This window comes from Aliikangiella maris, assembly GCF_040719265.1.
Classification (GTDB): Bacteria; Pseudomonadota; Gammaproteobacteria; order Enterobacterales; family Kangiellaceae; genus Aliikangiella; species Aliikangiella maris.
On sequence record NZ_JBFDAH010000010.1, the window covers coordinates 102,657 to 120,435 of the forward strand.

Annotated in this window: 15 protein-coding genes; 9 read left to right on the top strand and 6 right to left on the bottom strand. The window is 36.8% G+C overall.

What is annotated here, in order from left to right:
• Positions 1 to 273: 273 nt before the first annotated feature.
• The 3 genes from ABVT42_RS11365 to ABVT42_RS11375 all read left to right on the top strand — a co-directional run bounded on the left by ABVT42_RS11365 (position 274) and on the right by ABVT42_RS11375 (position 2,201).
• Positions 274 to 657 carry a CoA-binding protein gene (locus tag ABVT42_RS11365; protein WP_353895669.1) on the top strand — a complete coding sequence of 128 codons (384 nt, stop codon included), beginning with the start codon at positions 274 to 276 and terminating at the stop codon, positions 655 to 657.
• An 89-nt stretch (positions 658 to 746) separates the two neighbouring features.
• Positions 747 to 1,193: a thioredoxin TrxC gene (gene trxC / locus ABVT42_RS11370; RefSeq protein WP_353895668.1), complete on the top strand. Its 447-nt coding sequence runs from the start codon at positions 747 to 749 to the stop codon at positions 1,191 to 1,193.
• Between the two features lie 216 nt (positions 1,194 to 1,409).
• Positions 1,410 to 2,201, top strand: coding sequence for a DUF4097 family beta strand repeat-containing protein (locus tag ABVT42_RS11375; RefSeq protein ID WP_353895667.1), 792 nt, complete (start codon positions 1,410 to 1,412; stop codon positions 2,199 to 2,201).
• A gap of 112 nt (positions 2,202 to 2,313) precedes the next feature.
• Here ABVT42_RS11375 and ABVT42_RS11380 read toward each other — a convergent pair whose 3' ends face one another.
• The 3 genes from ABVT42_RS11380 to ABVT42_RS11390 all read right to left on the bottom strand — a co-directional run bounded on the left by ABVT42_RS11380 (position 2,314) and on the right by ABVT42_RS11390 (position 5,856).
• Positions 2,314 to 2,679, bottom strand: coding sequence for a PilZ domain-containing protein (locus tag ABVT42_RS11380; RefSeq protein ID WP_353895666.1), 366 nt, complete (start codon positions 2,677 to 2,679; stop codon positions 2,314 to 2,316).
• Positions 2,680 to 2,841: 162 nt separating this feature from the next.
• Entirely contained in the window at positions 2,842 to 4,713 is a 1,872-nt protein-coding gene (locus ABVT42_RS11385; protein ID WP_353895665.1) for a M48 family metalloprotease, read from the bottom strand.
• 243 nt (positions 4,714 to 4,956) lie between these two features.
• Positions 4,957 to 5,856 carry a recombination-associated protein RdgC gene (locus ABVT42_RS11390; RefSeq protein ID WP_353895664.1) on the bottom strand — a complete coding sequence of 300 codons (900 nt, stop codon included), beginning with the start codon at positions 5,854 to 5,856 and terminating at the stop codon, positions 4,957 to 4,959.
• Between the two features lie 392 nt (positions 5,857 to 6,248).
• On the opposite strand from ABVT42_RS11390, the gene ABVT42_RS11395 reads away from it, so the two are divergent.
• The 3 genes from ABVT42_RS11395 (at position 6,249) to ABVT42_RS11405 (ending at position 8,650) form a co-directional block, all read left to right on the top strand.
• On the top strand, positions 6,249 to 6,782 hold the full coding sequence (locus ABVT42_RS11395) for a phosphatase PAP2 family protein (RefSeq protein WP_353895663.1): 534 nt from the start codon (positions 6,249 to 6,251) through the stop codon (positions 6,780 to 6,782).
• A 50-nt stretch (positions 6,783 to 6,832) separates the two neighbouring features.
• Complete coding sequence (locus ABVT42_RS11400) at positions 6,833 to 7,933, top strand: MJ1255/VC2487 family glycosyltransferase (protein ID WP_353895662.1); 1,101 nt, start codon at positions 6,833 to 6,835, stop codon at positions 7,931 to 7,933.
• 198 nt (positions 7,934 to 8,131) lie between these two features.
• Positions 8,132 to 8,650, top strand: coding sequence for an aminoacyl-tRNA deacylase (locus tag ABVT42_RS11405; protein ID WP_353895661.1), 519 nt, complete (start codon positions 8,132 to 8,134; stop codon positions 8,648 to 8,650).
• Positions 8,651 to 8,746: 96 nt separating this feature from the next.
• Here the strand turns inward: ABVT42_RS11405 and nhaR are convergent, their stop codons facing one another.
• Complete coding sequence (gene nhaR / locus ABVT42_RS11410; RefSeq protein WP_353895660.1) at positions 8,747 to 9,640, bottom strand: transcriptional activator NhaR; 894 nt, start codon at positions 9,638 to 9,640, stop codon at positions 8,747 to 8,749.
• Positions 9,641 to 10,044: 404 nt separating this feature from the next.
• Here nhaR and nhaA point away from each other — a divergent pair, with 404 nt between their 5' ends.
• The gene (gene nhaA / locus ABVT42_RS11415) at positions 10,045 to 11,283 is read left to right on the top strand and encodes a Na+/H+ antiporter NhaA (RefSeq protein ID WP_367023801.1); all 1,239 of its coding nucleotides are present in this window, start codon (positions 10,045 to 10,047) and stop codon (positions 11,281 to 11,283) included.
• A gap of 420 nt (positions 11,284 to 11,703) precedes the next feature.
• On the opposite strand, the gene ABVT42_RS11420 is transcribed toward nhaA, so the two are convergent.
• The gene (locus ABVT42_RS11420) at positions 11,704 to 12,132 is read right to left on the bottom strand and encodes a DUF3293 domain-containing protein (protein WP_367023803.1); all 429 of its coding nucleotides are present in this window, start codon (positions 12,130 to 12,132) and stop codon (positions 11,704 to 11,706) included.
• Between the two features lie 313 nt (positions 12,133 to 12,445).
• On the opposite strand from ABVT42_RS11420, the gene ABVT42_RS11425 reads away from it, so the two are divergent.
• Both ABVT42_RS11425 and ABVT42_RS11430 read left to right on the top strand, forming a co-directional pair.
• Positions 12,446 to 14,050, top strand: coding sequence for a peptide MFS transporter (locus ABVT42_RS11425; RefSeq protein ID WP_353895657.1), 1,605 nt, complete (start codon positions 12,446 to 12,448; stop codon positions 14,048 to 14,050).
• Positions 14,051 to 14,466: 416 nt separating this feature from the next.
• The gene (locus tag ABVT42_RS11430) at positions 14,467 to 16,344 is read left to right on the top strand and encodes a diguanylate cyclase (protein WP_353895656.1); all 1,878 of its coding nucleotides are present in this window, start codon (positions 14,467 to 14,469) and stop codon (positions 16,342 to 16,344) included.
• A 92-nt stretch (positions 16,345 to 16,436) separates the two neighbouring features.
• On the opposite strand, the gene ABVT42_RS11435 is transcribed toward ABVT42_RS11430, so the two are convergent.
• Positions 16,437 to 17,759, bottom strand: a complete 1,323-nt coding sequence (locus ABVT42_RS11435) for an alpha/beta hydrolase-fold protein (protein ID WP_353895655.1) — start codon at positions 17,757 to 17,759, stop codon at positions 16,437 to 16,439.
• Positions 17,760 to 17,779 lie beyond the last annotated feature (20 nt).

Consider the following 17,779-nt stretch of genomic DNA (forward strand, 5'->3'; position numbering starts at 1 on the left):
AACGAATTGAGAATCCAGTAAATATCAATTTAAACCAACAAAGCCTAAAGATATCGACTGAACTATCAATGCTTTTTACTATTAACGCTATTATAATCGTTGCCCAACACCTGCGGATTAAAACAATCTTAACCGCACTTGGGTTTTACCCATGATAATTCAAGTTTTATAATGGAATTATATTGTGTCAATAAAACTTCCATATTCGACATATTAACGATAATTTCAGTATTATATACGTCAGTTTTCGACTTATCTTAAGAGGCATCATCAATGCAAGACACTAATAATTCGTCTAAGACGACAGCTATTCTGGGCGCAAGTGATGATCCTTCTCGCTATGCTTATAAAGCCTGTAAACAATTAATCGCCCATGGCCACCCAGTTATTTTAATTGCCAGACGCCCAATTACGGTAGACGGTATCAGTAGCTTAGCGCAACTCAGTGATATAACGGGAAAAGTCGACACAGTAACGCTCTATATTAATCCAAATCTGGTTAACGAACAAATCAATGCCATTATTCAACTGGCTCCCAAGCGGGTCATATTTAATCCAGGAACCGAATCAACTTTAGCAATAGAAAAACTCTCTGCTGCAGGTATTCAAGTGGTTACCCACTGTACATTAATTATGTTACAACAAGCAGAATACTAGTCGGATAATGCTCTGAAGCTAACAAAACATCATTTACTTTATTATTTACTTAACAACATTATTTACTTAACAACACAGGACGAGCGCTCTTGAATACGCAAAAAATTCGTCTGGTATGCGGCGAATGCCATACCATCAATCAGTTTCCCGCTGAAAGGCTGGACGATACACCTATCTGTGCCCAATGCAAAAGTCACTTATTCAGTGGAGAACCAATTAATGTTAATAGCACCAATCTGATTCGGCACATTGAAAATTCAGGTATTCCGGTTCTGATTGATTTTTGGGCCCCCTGGTGTGGACCCTGTTTATCATTTGCGCCGACATTTAAAGAAATGGCAAAAATTGTTGGTAATCAGTTACGTTTACTCAAAGTTGATACGCAAGATAATCAACAAACGGCAATGGACTTTAATATTCGCTCAATTCCAACATTGGCACTTTATCGTGATGGAGAAGAGTTAGCCCGAACATCCGGTGCATTTCCACTGCCTCAATTACAGCAATGGGTTATTCAACATCTGACCGAGGCTTAAATCAATACACAAAATCAGCCTATTCCCAGTTAACCAAGCCGAGAATAGGTCAATTCTAATTTGCACTCCAATCTTTCTCGCAACGTCACGCAATTGCTTTAAGCAAACTCATAATTTGTTACATTTGCGCTTTAAACGAATTCCCTATGCCTCTCGTCAAGTTAGCTAAAGATATTAATTAACCTTCAACTTTATCAGCCAATACGAGGAGCAACTATGCGGACTAATCAACCAACCAGCACCATTCAGTCTCGACTTTCAACTTTAGGTATACTTTTTGTTAGTTCGATATTTGGCATAATCGCAATAAATGCGCAAGCCAAAGTGACCGAAACTATTAGCAAAACCATTGCGCTCAAGTCAACAGGCTCAATTTATTTAGAAAATATCAACGGCGATGTTGAAATTACTACATGCCAATGTGATCAAGTTTCACTGGATGCACATATCAACGCCTCAGATGATTCACATAAAGAGCGAGTCAATATCGATATTCAAGCCGACACGAATACACTAAAAATTAAAACCCAATATCAGAAAAATCAACATCATCATTCTGGTTATGTCGAAGTCAACTATCAGCTAAAAGTTCCCCAAAATGTCAATCTGGCTGATATTGAGCTGGTGAATGGGAATCTGGCCATAAAAGGCGTTAAAGGCAAACTATTTGCAGATATGGTTAACGGTAATCTGATTGCTAATGACCTCGGCAATACAACGCAAGTAAAAATGGTAAACGGCAATATAAAAATTTATGTTGCGGATACCAGTAAAATCCAATCCATACAATTAAATTCAGTCAATGGTGATATTGATTTATATTTACCGAAAACATCTGGTATGTTACTTAAAGCGAGCACTGTTAGTGGCTCTTTAGACAATGACTTCGATATAGAAATTATCAAGAATCGCTATATTGGTGAAAAAATGCGAGGCACGACTGGCGATGCATCAATGGCAGTGAATTTAGAAAATGTGAACGGACATATTTCGGTGCATCAAAATTAATTCAGGTGAAAACCACATATCTCGGCAAATTAAACTGAATGGATATTCAGCTGGTTTGCCCTACAAACTAACTCAATTAAAGTTTATAACTAACCCGAAATTTTTTATGTTTTTAATTTGACCAAAACAATAAATCAAAATAATTTTGCCACTTTCGAATGTCGGATTCAGGATTATCCGACAATTCGATACCGACCAGATATTTTTGTCTTTCATTTTTATCCTGCCAGGTTTCGAGCCAGCGCCCTCGCCCTACTAACACATACTCTTGGCGCGTTACATGAATATTAATCACCAGTTCAATATCTTTATTCAGCGGCAAGGCATAATCAGCGTATACTTTTAATCCTGTTGGTGAAATATCTTGTGAGTGACAATCAAGTACGATGGGGACATTAAATTTTTCATCATCTAGTAGATCGACAGTAATACACTCACGTTTGCGATAGCGTTGGTGTAATCTTCGTTCCTCGTTCATGGAATATCTCAAATAGTTTTATATCAATGATTAAGAGACCAAACGAATTATAGATGATCTTAAAATATTTAAGAACCGTCAATTTCAAAATGAAATTTATAAGAATTTTTTTAGTAGAATTTTTTATTTCTACGTTCAAATAATAGCAAACTTCAATAAAATCTAAGGAAGATAACTTGATCGGCTATCAAATAATAGCGAATTTGGTACTTGCTTAATTTTTCGATTCAACCAGCGATGTAACCCGGTCGTCGCCACATAAGCAAAACAAGGGAGCTGTATTTTATTTAACACTTCTGACATTTTATCTTGTTCGTTAATCCAAAACCCTTTCAATTTAATCACCAACACAATACAAGGGGTGTCTGGATAATCAGGCGTAATTTTTTCTGCACACCATACTTTACCAATATTTGATATCTCCCCCAACTGCTGAGTAATTTTTCGTTTGAGTTTTTTATCCAGTTTAAGTTCAATTAACACTGACTTTCGATTAACTTCGCCAAGCTTATTTTCCATTGCTTGTTGTTGCTGGCAAACTTCTGCATATAAAGCTTCATACTCAGTGGCTTTTGCCACATTTTGATGGTAATGAAAATAGTTATACAATGTTTCTGCGAGCTCTGCTTTCATCGATAGGTTAACAAGCATCGCTTTTCTTAAGTACTTTTCTCCACTATCATCATTTTGATTGAGCAAAATAAATCCTAATCCATAATTTGCTGTCGGATGATCTCGATCAATTTTCAAAGCCTGCCGATAATAAACAATCGCGTTTTCAGCAGAGTGAAGCGCCTCTACCGCTTGCGCATATTTAACAATCTCATCAACTTCAATTTCATTTGAATTAACTTTATGCTCAAACTTTAACAAATTATTGCGGGCTTGCTGGTAATAATCATACATTTCCTGCCAATGCTCTTTAGCAAGTTCACGCCATTGCTGATTAAAAATATTAACAAGTTTAGAATATTGTGAAGATAAATAAACTTCACTAGCGCTTTGTTGTTTTAAGATTAATTGCTTTTTAGATTGTAAAGCACTCAGTCGATCAGACAAACAGGGATGGGTATCTTGAGTATCAGTTTTTATCTCAAGCGCCTTGGCCACCATTTGCTCAACATCATCTTGTTTTACCTGATTAATTGTTTTGTTTAAATCAAAATACACATCCTCAGGAGGAATCGCAGTTACTTTGGCTTTATCCCAAACAGATTGCCAAAAATCCTGTTCGACCAACTGACCAAAAGCATGTACTCGAATAAGCGCACTAGCCGCAACGTTACCACAGGTCACTCTTGCGGCATCTGAATCGGCTTCATACTCATTTTGACGTGCCAACACAAAAGTATAATTATCGAAAAAAGGCGCATACCAATTAAAAAAGCGAATAAAAATATTTGTCACAAAGGAGCGTTTTTTCTCTAGTGAAACCAAAAGTTGAAACCAGGTCATACGCACACGATAGACCCAATTGCTAAATCTTGTGTGGCGGTTTGAAATATGTCCAAGTTCGTGAGCGAGCACCGAATTAAATTCTTCTGGTGACAAAAGTTGCATTAATGGCAAACCGATTACCAAATAATTAATACGCCATCCAAGCAAACCCAACTTTGGAATAGTGACGACAGCGGCATTCATTTCGTCATTTAAAATGACATGATGTATCTTTTGCGTACCGAGACGATCTTTTATTTCGTCAATTGTAGAAAATAATTCGGGCAATTCACTGGCTGTTAATTCAACCCCTTGAGGCTTTTCTATTTTGACCAACAGCGCTTTAAAAATATAAAACGCTATAACCAGCGGCAACCAAAAAAACTTGGCAAGCAATTTTAAAACGACAATATTTTTAGTGAACAGTGCGAATGCAAAAATACCGATGCCCAATCCAATTACCAGCACCAGCATCGAAAGAATAAATAAAAACCCAACCATCGAGAGTGCGAGCACTTTAAACTTATACCAGGCTGGATAAGTCTGTGACTGTTTTTCAAGGAACTTTATCAAAGAACCGTATCTATCCGCGTTCATTGTAAATGCCCCCTAAAGTACTAATCTAAATTTTTATTATTTTAAGAGATTATGATCGAATCTCAATCAACAATCAATGATAATGTTAATGGCTTTAGCCAACCAGCAAAACAATTTTAAGTATTCACCATTTTGTATCAATAAAAAATCAACAAAATAAGGTTTAGTTTTTAATTTTGCGAATCAATTGGCAAGAAAATAGTAATAAACAAATCATAAAAGTATTGAATAAAAACATATCGATTAACTATCGGAAACTTTAAATAAATGAATAATTTCGCCGATAAACTCACCTAAAGTTTGTGTCATTAAAACAAAATCAGCATCAAACTTAACCATTTCATCTTCACCATCAACATGATCATTTTCTGCCAATAACTCATCCATAAATTTAATATTTTTAATTTGTAAATCAGGTTGAATAACGGCTTTTAATAAGCCTTTGTAACGTATACCTAATTTATTTACCCAATAGCCATCCGCTAATAAATCTCCCAACACCCCATTTTCTGATTCGTTATCTTTAAATTTGGCAACCCGTTCATCTTGCGGATCTTTTAATTCATAATCTCCCGTCAATTCCCAACCATCAGGTAATCCTTCTTCGAGCCAATGATTGAGAATAAGTGCTGGATTTTCTTCGCTGACTAATTTAATTGCTCCAAATGAACCAATCGTTTCAACCAGCAATTCAAAAAACTTATCCGCTACCGAAGCACTCCCGGCATTTAAAACTAAATAATTTCGTTTTATATCAATGTAAGCCCAGATATGTGTTGATCTTACAAATGCTTTAGGCAACATCTGGCTGATAATATCTTCTTTGATAGATTGCTTTTCTTTCGAATAAACCTTACGTCCCATAGATTCACCGACCGCTTTAACTTTTTCTTCCACCGCTTCTTTCACTGCACTTGCTGGTATGACCTTTTGTTCACGCCGCATACAAATCAACACAGCACCGCCACCGGCATGAATTAAATAGTCACGCTCACGATGAATGGGTGAAATCCAGCCAACACTTTCTTCCGCCTGTCGACCACAAGGTTGAAAACGCTTATCGTCTAATTTTTCTGCTAATTCATCAGCGCTTAATTCAAAAGATTTTGATAAACGATAAAGGTGTAAATTTCGAAACCACATACGAAGCTATCAACCTGTAAATAAATATTTTTAACAAAGGTCGGCTATTATCTACAAAACAGCCCAATAAGCCAAAATAAATTTATGTAAATTGCGACTTATCACAAACCAGGTACAGGTTAAAGTAAACAACAAGAAACGGTTTTGACGCTTGCCAAGAGCGTCTCATTTTCACAAAATTCAATGGAATATCATGCGCTTGTCATATCTAAAGATCAGTCTTAAAGGTATCAATATTCATTCTCGACAATTAATAGATTCAGCTTACAGTTGTCACTCGTGGGTCATCAAAAGGTCATTTTTTAGTCACACTGATTAACGATAATTCTATTGATAGTGAGTAATTATGATTGATTTGCATGAAGTCTCAATAATTTGGCAGTGAGTAACTTATGGGCATGTTAAAAGCACAATTTCAGCAGCTCGATAATAATGCATTTTTATGGGTGCAACAGAAAGTTTGCCACAGTCAACATTTGCCACTCTCCAAATTTATTTCATTCACTGGCGATGGCTGGTTTTATTTGATGATTGCTGCGGGTGCATTGCTCCATGACGCAGAAAATAATCAGGATTTTATCTATTCCTCAATCGTCGCTTATGCAATCGAATTACAACTGTATTTTTTATTAAAACATAAATTTAAAAGAAATCGCCCACAAGCATTTTTTAGTACTTTTAAGGCGAGAATTAAGCCTTCTGATCAGTTTAGTTTTCCATCAGGTCATACGGCAGCCGCTTTTGTTATGGCAACCCAGTTAATTATTTATTTTCCGGTGTTTGGTATCTTGGCAATTTGTTGGGCGCTGAGTATTGGTTTATCGCGAGTACTGCTAGGAGTACACTTTCCTGGTGATATTTTAGCGGGCATGTCTTTAGGTATTCTATCTGCTTTACTGGCAGGCGAAATTTACTATTTGATTTAATAATTTTGTATTTTTAATTGATTAACCAATCTCTCAGTTAAACTTGACCTATGAAAATATTATACGGCGTACAGGCAACCGGAAATGGACACACCACTCGAGCCAGAATGATGGCCGAGGCATTTCAGCAATTAAATATTGAAGTGGATTGGGTATTTTCGGGGCGAGATAAAAAAGACATGTTTGATATGGAAATATTTGAAGACTATCAATTATTTCCAGGATTAACACTAGCGATTGACAATGGAAGCCTTAACTATTTTAAAACTGCTTTTAAAAATAATATTGCTCAGTTTATTCGCGATGTTTACCATTTTGATACTCATCGCTATGATCTTATTATTAATGACTTCGAACCTATCACTGCCTGGTCGGCCAAGCGTCAAGGCCGTAAGGTAATTGGACTGTCTCATCAAAACTCATTTTCTGCCAATATTCCACGAGCAGGTTCTAATCTGTTAGCAGAAACCATACTAAAATACTTTGCACCAACCACCACAGGGATCGGCTTACACTGGGACCATTTCGATGATAATGTACTACCACCAATAATTGCCCCATATACCGAGAAAACACGATTAAGCGAGCATCATATTCAAGTGTATTACCCATTTTGCGCAGCAGAAAAATTAATTGACTGGTTCGCTCCTTTTAAAAATTATCAGTTCCATATTTTTCATGGTGAAAATACCGATACCGGATACGAACATATTAAGTTGTATCACTTTTCTCGAAAAAACTTTCAAAAATTACAAACTCAATGTGCGGGAGTTATTACCGCCGCAGGCTTTGCACTTTGTAGTGAAGCATTACAAATTGGACAAAAACTGCTATTAATTCCATTAGCTCGACAAATGGAACAATTATCAAATGCACTCGCACTAAAGCAAATGCAGCGTGCAACCCTAATTAATCAATTTTCCAATCAGGAATTAGAAAAATGGCTACAGCAACCTATACATCAACCTGTGAATTACCCAAACGTCGCCTTAGAAGTGGCGAAATGGTTAGTCAATTCAGAAAAAGAGTCACTAAAAAACTTAAGCAAAAGACTTTGGCAAGAAACCAAAGCATCTGTCGATAACACCTCAGCAGTGCTTCCATTTACAGCAAATCATGCTTTAAAAATGTCAGGAGAAAATGTAAATTAAATCTAATACTCTTTGTTTATTAACATAAAACAATAATCAACAGTAAATAATAACTAAACTGGCTAACCCTAAAGCTTATCAAATCAAGTTGTTATTTAAACCCTTTAAATAGCAACTTAGCGAGAATTCTCACTTATTTTCCAGTATGCTCAATAGACTGTGCGCTAAAAATTGACCTCAATCATCAAGGGGAAAGCCATGCAATCAATATCACCACTGGAGTATTTAGATTCATTACTGGTTGACTATTCAATCATTCCACACTCTACCACTTTTACCTCTCAAGAAACGGCTAAGTCGGTACATATTAAAGGCAGCAATCTGGGTAAAGTGACCGTACTTGGCAATGACTTTTCACTATTTATGGTTGTTATTCCAGCTAATCATCGACTAATGCTCAATCGCCTTGCCAGAATGTTAAACCGCACGAACCTTGCCATTATTCCCGAAGCTGAATTTGCTGGGAAGTTTCCAGAATGTGAACCGGGAGCGATGCCTCCTTTTGGTCGTTTATATGGTATGGATGTTTACGTTGCTAAAGAGCTGGTGCAGCTAAACACCATTGTATTTAATGGTGGCACACATAATTTACTGATAAAAATAAACACCTTTGATTTTATAGATCTTTCTAATGCGAGTATTATTTCAGATGGCTATATCAATATAGAAAGTTTTGCTCATGACACCAAACGAGTTTATCAAGCACCCTGGGTTTGACGACGAAAATAAATAATAACGACCTTGTTAAGCACCTTGCCGTTTAACCAAAAGCATTTTAAAGGCACAACGATAAGTGAATGACACTTCATCAAATTAAAATAGCGCCTTACCTCGCTCCAGCAAATGCTGAACCGCAGGATGTTTGACTTTTCGTTCGGGCGAAATCAAATAAAAACTTTCGGTAATTTCTCGAGTCTCTCCAATAACGGCCACATTATATTGTTTAAGTAAGTGAGCAGTAATAATCGATGGCGCACAAAACACGCCATAGCCCGCTTGGGCAAAGTATTTGGCCAACGCAGAATCATCAAACTCACCAATAATAACCGGGTTAATATTCATTTCTTTAAACCATGAAAGCAAACTCATTTTTTGATTGGTTCCTTCTCCAGCAATAAAAAAGGCCTGACCATTTAGCGATTCAGGAAAAGAAGTTTTTAATTTTCGAGCCAGCTTTTTATCTGCAAAAAAGGTAACACCACAACGCCCCAGCAGGTGGTTATAAGCTTTTAATGGTGCTCCCGCAGGCAGCGGGGTATCGCTAAAAATGGCATCCAATTTATTTGTCGCCAAATCTGCTAATAAAATTTCCAACCGGGTTTCTTTACAGATTAACTTGATAGTTTGTTCCATCGTATAAATTTCTTTCAAAAAATTAAACGAAAGCACTTTTGCCACAACATCAGTGACGCCAATAGAGAATCGATAAGTAAAGTCCAGCGAATGGTTATTTAACGTATTCACCAGCTCATCACCTAGGTTAAAGATTTCATCAGCATAACTGTAAGTGACATGACCAATATCATTTAAAACTAACCGTTTACCTTTTCTCTCAAACAGCAAAGTGCCAAGTCGCTCTTCCAAACGGGTCAGTTGCGCACTTAGCGTTTGCGGCGTGATATGTAAAATATCTGAAGCACGGGCAATACTGCCTGTTTTGGCGATAGTATAAAAATACAATAAATGGTGATAATTAAGCTTTGACATTGATTTATCCATTTTTGTTAAGTTGATAAGCCAATACATTGGTTTATGTACCGTTTTTTCTCAATGCTTTTATTCAATCATTAATAAACAAAAACATTGGCTGTATACAGCCTAGGCAACAAGTTATTACACTATTCAATTATAAGCATTGAAAAAAACAATACGCTTTCAAAAAAACCATAGACTTTGACAAAAGGAACTCGCTACTCACGCAAGATATGTATTTTGTAACGAAAGAGTAATCAAAGCACTTGGTAAAAGCCTTTGCCAGCACTCATCTTATAGTCAGAAAATCCTCTTATCAACTTTTTTCGAATATAATCTAAGATTAATACGACTTTATCAGATTAAAGATTTCGCGTATAAATAACTTCACCATTAATAACAGGACCTAATATTCCTATATGAGTTTAACGCTTCGTTGGAAACAATTTATTAATAATGATGCAAGTTCCGGAATCATTCTGGTGTTGTCTGCTTTATTGGCACTAGTGTTAGCCAACACGTCGATGATTTCGGCTTATTACTATTTTTTAGAAATTCCCGTCGCCATTAAAATTGGTAATTTTGAAATCGCCAAACCTTTAGTATTATGGATTAACGATGGTTTAATGGCGTTGTTCTTTTTTGTAGTCGGGTTAGAAATCAAGCGGGAAATTTTTTATGGTCAACTGTCAGATAAAGAGCAAATTGTCCTTCCTTTTGTTGCGGCCATTGCAGGTATTGTATTTCCCGCACTAATTTACACCGCGCTCAACTACGATGACCCAATCGCAATTAATGGCTGGGCAATTCCGTCAGCAACTGATATTGCTTTTGCACTAGGCATATTTATTTTATTCGGAAAACACTTACCTGCCAGTCTCAAACTCTTCTTACTGTCAGTTGCAATCATTGATGATATTGGCGCAGTGATTATTATCGCGTTGTTTTACTCTCAAGATTTGTCAACCTTATCATTGATAGTTGCTGCTGTGGGTTTAGTGGTCATGTTTATTCTTAATCGCAGCAAAGTCACCAGTCAGATACCATATATTATAGTCGCCTTTATCGTTTGGGCTGCAGTATTAAAGTCAGGTGTACATGCAACATTAGCCGGTTTTGCGGTTGCCTGGTTTATTCCCATGCGCAAAGATGAATCACAATCCATGTCGCATCACATGGAACATAAACTCCACCCCTGGATTGGCTTTTTTGTTCTTCCATTATTTGCCTTTGCCAACGCAGGTGTCACACTGGTTAGTACTGGCGACACAAAACTAATTACTCCAATATCACTGGGCATTATTGGTGGCTTATTTATTGGTAAGCAAATTGGTATATTTTCAGCCTGCTGGCTGGCGGTAAAACTCAAACTTTGTCAGCTGCCGCAATCCGTTACTTGGACGCAGCTTTACGGTGTCAGTTTACTATGTGGTATTGGTTTCACCATGAGTTTATTTATTGGCTCATTAGCCTTTGAAGATCAGGGATTAGCCTATCAGACACAGGTAAAAATCGGCGTACTCATTGGATCATTACTCTCGGCTGTAGTCGGAACTTTACTGATACGGCAAACTGGCAAAAAATCAGTGACATCAAATAGTAATGGGCAATCAAATAATCATGCAAGTAAAACTCAGACATTACAAAATCAGAATTAAATTAAGGCATGAATCTCGATTGAATTTGATTTTAACTCAGAACTATCGATTAGAATCGATTAGAAATGATGAGCGTCGACAGTAAAGCACTTATTTGACTGTAATGATAGGTGTCACTAGTGAATATTAAATGAATAACGTTAAGTAATCAGCTTGTGGCAGAAATATTGATTAAATAAACATATCGACCATTTAAACCTATTGATTGCATAAAATTTGTACTTAAGTAATAGAATAATTTTTAATCTTCACAAAAAAAGACTATGTTTAAATTAGAAGGGTTTCCAGTCCTGATAATTGATGAGTTGGGCAACACAGGAAGTCGCTCAACTCATTTTTTTGTGTACCTTTATTACGCCACCTAACTAACTCGTTTTGTCAACCAACGCCATTTTTAAGTTAATCACATTTTAAAAAAAATTATTTAACTGATGATTGGTTATAAACCAGCAACTTAACCGGTTGATCTTGAGTAATCCACAAAAATGCATTTTGTTTAAAACTATAAGCCAGTTGATATGCCTGTTGTCTTTCGACACCAAAAACCAACCAACTCAGTTCTTTTGGCCATAAATTATTTTCACACCCGCCATATCCAGGCAAAAATGACCACAACTGTTGCTGTAGTTTCGCTTTTAAAAGCTGGTGTTGCTGTAAATTAATATCCAGCGGCAGTTGCTGACTTGCCGGATTAAAAGCCGTAATAAAAATAGCGTGTTGGGTTTGGTAAAGCTTGAGTAACTTTGCTAAAACTTCACTATTTTGATTAACCTTAAAGTGATAGGCTATATGTCCAATTCGCACAACATATTGCGCTAATTGGTATGCTTGAATCAGTTGCTGTTCCATTCCATAACTATAAACGTTACTATCCAAAAACTGATCGGGCACTTGTTCGCATTTTGCAATTGAGCGTGAATGCTAATCCGCTGAATTTTGGATATCGCCAAATCTGAAGTCAGACCTTGCTTGTTTTGAAATTGCTTGTTTAGATTTTGCTTAAATTGAACTTGCTTATATTAAATCGGCTTAAATAGCATTTTATCAGGCAGTATAGCAGCCTGTCAGATAATATTTAGCCTTAACCAAAATATCTCAATTAATCAGCAATATAAAGTGGCTTGAGCTATCATTATAAAAAGAAAATCAGGAGAAAAATAGTATGAACCAAACGGTCACCGCACCAAATCGACCGGATAACACGCTCTCTTCATCCGATGAGTTCATGGGTCATCCAAAGGGCCTATTTGTTTGCTTTTTCACCGAAATGTGGGAAAGATTTTCCTTCTACGGGATGAAAGCACTGCTACTCCTGTATCTTATCAAATATCACTTATTTACTGATGAACACGGCTACAACCTGCTCGGCGCATACGGTGCGCTAGTCTATGCCATTCCGGTTATTGGTGGATTACTCGCGGATCGTTATCTTGGCATGCGTAAGGCTGTAATATTTGGTGCAGTTTTACTGGTTCTAGGTCATATAGGTATGGCATTTGAAGGCCATCAAGCGACTATGGTTAACGGTGTGGCCGAACGTGACGAATTTGCATTGCAAATTTTCTATTTTTCACTGGCACTAATCATTATGGGGGTCGGCTTTTTAAAGCCAAGTATTTCTACCATTGTTGGCAAACTTTATCCCGATAATGATCCACGCAGAGATTCTGGATTTACCATTTTTTATGCCGGTATCAATCTAGGTGCGACATTAGCGCCACTGATATGTGCCTATCTTGGTGAAACTTATGGTTGGGGCTGGGGGTTTGGTCTGGCAGGAGTTGGTATGGTCGGCGGATTGCTGGTATTCATATTTGGACAAAAACACCTGCAAGGTCATGGCGAGCCACCTTGTGAAAAGAAATTACGTGCGAAAAAAGCAGGGCTCTCTATCGAACACTGGATATATCTGGGTGCCTGCGGAGGATTATTCATTATTTGGGGACTCGTGCAAACACACTCAGTTGTTGTTTCACTCATCAGTCTACTCCCGTCCGTCAGTCCGGTAATCTGGGTGCTACATTCCATTGCGCTTGTTTTATTTGGCGGTATTTTCTGGTTTTTATTTACCCAGTGTGATCGTATCGAACGCCAGCAAATGACTGTCTTACTACTGTTTATTCTTGCAGGATTGTTATTTTTTGGCTTGTATGAACAAACCTATAGTAGCTGGGTTGCATTTTCTGATCGAGTTATGGACCGCCATATGTTTGGCTTTGAATGGGGCGCAGGTCAGTTAACCTTTATGGGTGCATTTTTCATTCTGGTACTGACACCTTTTTATGCCTGGCTTTGGCCGACTTTATCTCGCATTAATATGAATCCAAGTAAACCTTTAAAAATGGTTTTTGGCTTATGTTTTGCTGGCCTGTCATTTTTAGTTCTTGTGTGGGCAACACAAAATCCGAATGAACAAGGATTAGTCAGTATCTGGTATTTAGTACTCGCCTATTTCGTTCTCGAACTGGGTGAACTCTGCCTGTCACCCATATGTTTATCAGCAGTGACTCAATTATCGGTTAAACGAGTAATGGGCGTCATGATGGGCGCCTGGTTTTTAGGAACTTCCTATGCTGAAATTCTCGCAGCAGAACTGAGTAAATTATCGGCCATAAACACTCATGGTGGAACGGTAAGTAATGTTGCTGAAGCATTAAGCAAATACCAAGACTTGTTCATCCTCTCTGCTGAACTGGGTTTTGGGGCAGCAATTGTTTACTTTTTCTTAAGTCCATTCTTAAAACGAATGATGCACGGCGTTAATTAGTTACAAAGCTGATAATTCCAACCGGCGTATGTCAGTCAATCACTATTGAGTGACATACGCAATATTCATTTTGTTAATTCTTACGAATTAAACCATTTATCTTCATTTCAACTCACTTATCAACACTTATCACCTTTGCTACTTTTACAGAGAGTACTTCATAACCAATCAATCGATATCACGAAAATCTAATTTTGAAAATAGTAACCAGTCGCCACTTTCTTTAACCAAGTCTGATTTTCTCAATTTACTTTTCAGGGTGAATTTGCCATGCTTTGCAAAATGAAAGTCTATTCTCAATATTAATTTATCTCTCAGTGAGTTAAAAATAGGCTATGATTAAGCTAGGATTATAGGGAATTGAAAATTCCTTAACCTAAAAATATTTTAACCTTTAACTCAATCCTAAATATTTCATGCGACAACTACTGCTTTATATTTTTTGTATTTGCTACGTTAATGTCGCGTCTGCATCGGTAGAAAAAGCTACGTTATATGGTGTGCCTGAAGCATTCTATCTAAAATGGGAAAGCATTGTTCAAAAATCTACCGCCGATCCGAAACAGTCCTTAGTTGAATTTAATGAAGAAAAAGCACGAACAACGCTCACAGATAAGAATAAAGCAATGTTTGTCGAAATGGTTTACATATCAATTCTCGTGAATCAAGATCATTCCAATCAGGCAATTCAGCGTATTCAAGCGGCCTTACAAAAAGCAACTGAACTTGAACATGTTATTTATAAAGCGGCACTGCTTTCCCTTAAGGCGACTATACTTAAAAATGCTCATCAATATGATCAAGCGTTAATCGATATTGAGCAAGCACTAGCCATTCATCTTTTGCTAAATTATGCTCGAGCAATCGGACAAGATTATTTAACCAAAGGTCACATATTACTCAGTCAGAAAAAGCTAGAACCCGCATTTCTCAGTTTCTTAAATGCTTACAACATGCTTAAAAATGATACCAATTCATCTTTAATCTCATCCACACTTTTAGCTATTGCGGCCGTTTATGATTTAACTGGAGAGCACCATAAAAGCATTGAATATTATCTTGAGTCATTGGCATATATCGATAAAAAAAACCAACCGTTTCATCTTTCAATTACTTATTACAATATTGCTTTAGCTTACGGAAAACTCAAGCAGTATGAAAAAAAACATCAGTATTTGCTCGATGCATTAGCACTCTCGAAACAACTTCAAGATGAATTAGGTATCGCTTATGCAGAAGTCGAAATAGCCGATATTCATATATTCAAACAGGACTATTTATCCGCCATTAAATATGCAGAAAATGCACTCAAAATATTTGAGAAAAATCGAGATTCCAGAATGGTGGGATTGACTCAACTGGTACTGTCTTCAGCATTAATTCATCATAAAAATATTGAGCAAGCAAGCGTTCATTTAGAAAAAGCGCAAACAATATTTAAAGAATCTCCAGAACTTAATGAAGAACTTAAGTTATTAGAGGTCACCGCTCAATTGGCACAAGCAAAGGGAAAATTTGAAGAAGCGCTATTAACAACACAACAGTTTATGGCTGTTAAAGAAAAGCAGTTTCTGCAAAACCAGCTCAATACGTTAAATTTACTTAAGGTTCAGTTCGATCTGCAATCAAAAGAAGCTCAAAACAAGTTACTTGCTCAAAAAAATGTAATGCAAGGTATTATTTTAGATAATGAACGCCAACAAAAAAATATCTGGCTGGTACTAAGTATTTTATCAATTGTCTCAATTATTTGCATTGGTTATATGTTATTTAAGCAAATACAAATTAAAAAACGGTTCAGGCGATTGGCCATGACAGATGAACTGACTAAAGCTCCCAATCGGCGTAGCATACTGGCTTTTACCAAAATGCTGTTAAAACATCCCGATAGGGTTAACAATATTTTTGTTGCAATTATTGACCTGGATTATTTTAAAAAGATCAATGATATTTATGGACATGATGTTGGTGATAAAGTTCTCAAGGCATTTTATCAGGCAGCAAGTCATTCAATCAATGTTGGCGATCGTGTGGGTCGTCTGGGCGGTGAAGAATGGTTACTGACATTAGTCGATCTAAACGAAGACAGCATTCAACCGATATTTGAACGCATTACGAATGTATTAAATAAAATAATACAAAAACAAATTCAAATGGAAAAACCTATCACTTTTTCAATGGGCATTGTCAACACAAAGGCCTTTTCATCTCTGGAAGATATTCTTAAGCAAGCAGATAAAAACCTTTATCAGGCTAAAGCTAACGGCAGACATCAATGGGTAATTTCTCATTAACCAGATATCTTATTAGGTGATGATGATTGAGTCTGCTTTGACTTGATTTAAATTTTACACCTTCATCAATTAATACAATGATCAGATTGCTCTCAGTGCTTGACTTTAAGCTTTTCAATTTTATCTAGAAAAAACTGTACATCTGCATCTTGATCTTGATTGCTTTGCGCTTGAGCAATTTGAAGCTGAGTAATATAAAGTGCCTGTCGATAAGCCGCCTTGGCTTTAGTAAAGCTTTGTTGCAATTCATAGACTTTCGCCAATGCTGACCAATATTCAATATTGTCTGGCTCATTTTCTAACGCAGTGATATAAACTTTCTCCGCTCGATGATAAATTTTATTTTGTATAAAAAACTCACCAAAGAGTTCAAACCATGCATTGACTTGATATTCCCCCACTCGCTTTTCAAAATATTGAAATTCTATCCAGTCGTTTTCTTGAGCCGCATGGCGGAATAAACTAAATAAAGTCTGCTCGCTTAGTTGAGGCGACACTTGATATCGCTCAGCCCGTTTTCGATAGTAAGCAATCACCGCTTCAACTCCACCAAATTGCCGCACATCGGCCAAAGAATAAAAGGTTAAATCAGGGTGGTCAGAAAAAAACCATTCAAGTCCATGAGTCAAACTTTCCAGCGGCGTTGTATGATGATCATAACGTGGTGAAAACCGGTCAAAATATTGATACTTCCACTTAACGCCCTTGTCAGCAAAATGCTCAAATAAGGCAACCAGTTTTTGATGACTGGTAATGGCATGGGTTTCCATTTTTCCTAATGATAAATAAAAGGCGTGATTTGAATGATTAAGTTTTTCAAACGTTTGTCTTGTATTTTCAAGAATATCAGGCGTAAGCGTATTGGCACTTGCTAAAAAATAAGCATCAAAAAGATTGGGATTAACAGTAAACAGATGCATGCCAAAGCCTGCCGCAAATTGCCAGCCAAAATAAAGTCTGCGCAAATTAACCGGAAAGTTTTGCTCAACATAAGGAATGATTTGTTGAGTCAACAAATCAGTCATTGCGGCGGCATTTGAAAATAAATATTCGCTACGACGATCTTTAATAGCAAGCTGCCGAGTATTAATTCCCACCACAATAAACTCAGGGCTAATATTAACCTTGCTGATTCCCTGGGTTAATGCATGCTGATAACCAATGGCATGAAACATATAGTGCTGTCCATCCATAACATATAATACAGGGTAATGTTTATCTGTTGTTCTGTTTGTCTCAGCAGTCAGGCTGGAAGGAAGATAAATATTAAGCGAAATATTCTCATTAATCGCATAATTAACTATTGAAAATGTAGGCTGCATTTGTACATCGGCAGTATTAAAATGTCGATTATCAGAAATCAAACAACCATTAAGCATCACTATAGCTACCATTATTAACAGCACTAACTGCATAGATAACTCTTTTATTGAAA

Coding starts and splice junctions, on each gene's coding strand:
- ABVT42_RS11365 (WP_353895669.1), top strand. CDS start 274: ATGCAAGACACTAATAATTCGTCTAAGACGACAGCTATTCTGGGCGCA.
- ABVT42_RS11375 (WP_353895667.1), top strand. CDS start 1,410: ATGCGGACTAATCAACCAACCAGCACCATTCAGTCTCGACTTTCAACT.
- ABVT42_RS11380 (WP_353895666.1), bottom strand. CDS start 2,679: ATGAACGAGGAACGAAGATTACACCAACGCTATCGCAAACGTGAGTGT.
- ABVT42_RS11385 (WP_353895665.1), bottom strand. CDS start 4,713: ATGAACGCGGATAGATACGGTTCTTTGATAAAGTTCCTTGAAAAACAG.
- ABVT42_RS11390 (WP_353895664.1), bottom strand. CDS start 5,856: ATGTGGTTTCGAAATTTACACCTTTATCGTTTATCAAAATCTTTTGAA.
- ABVT42_RS11395 (WP_353895663.1), top strand. CDS start 6,249: ATGGGCATGTTAAAAGCACAATTTCAGCAGCTCGATAATAATGCATTT.
- ABVT42_RS11400 (WP_353895662.1), top strand. CDS start 6,833: ATGAAAATATTATACGGCGTACAGGCAACCGGAAATGGACACACCACT.
- ABVT42_RS11405 (WP_353895661.1), top strand. CDS start 8,132: ATGCAATCAATATCACCACTGGAGTATTTAGATTCATTACTGGTTGAC.
- nhaR (WP_353895660.1), bottom strand. CDS start 9,640: ATGTCAAAGCTTAATTATCACCATTTATTGTATTTTTATACTATCGCC.
- nhaA (WP_367023801.1), top strand. CDS start 10,045: ATGAGTTTAACGCTTCGTTGGAAACAATTTATTAATAATGATGCAAGT.
- ABVT42_RS11420 (WP_367023803.1), bottom strand. CDS start 12,132: ATGGAACAGCAACTGATTCAAGCATACCAATTAGCGCAATATGTTGTG.
- ABVT42_RS11425 (WP_353895657.1), top strand. CDS start 12,446: ATGAACCAAACGGTCACCGCACCAAATCGACCGGATAACACGCTCTCT.
- ABVT42_RS11430 (WP_353895656.1), top strand. CDS start 14,467: ATGCGACAACTACTGCTTTATATTTTTTGTATTTGCTACGTTAATGTC.
- ABVT42_RS11435 (WP_353895655.1), bottom strand. CDS start 17,759: ATGCAGTTAGTGCTGTTAATAATGGTAGCTATAGTGATGCTTAATGGT.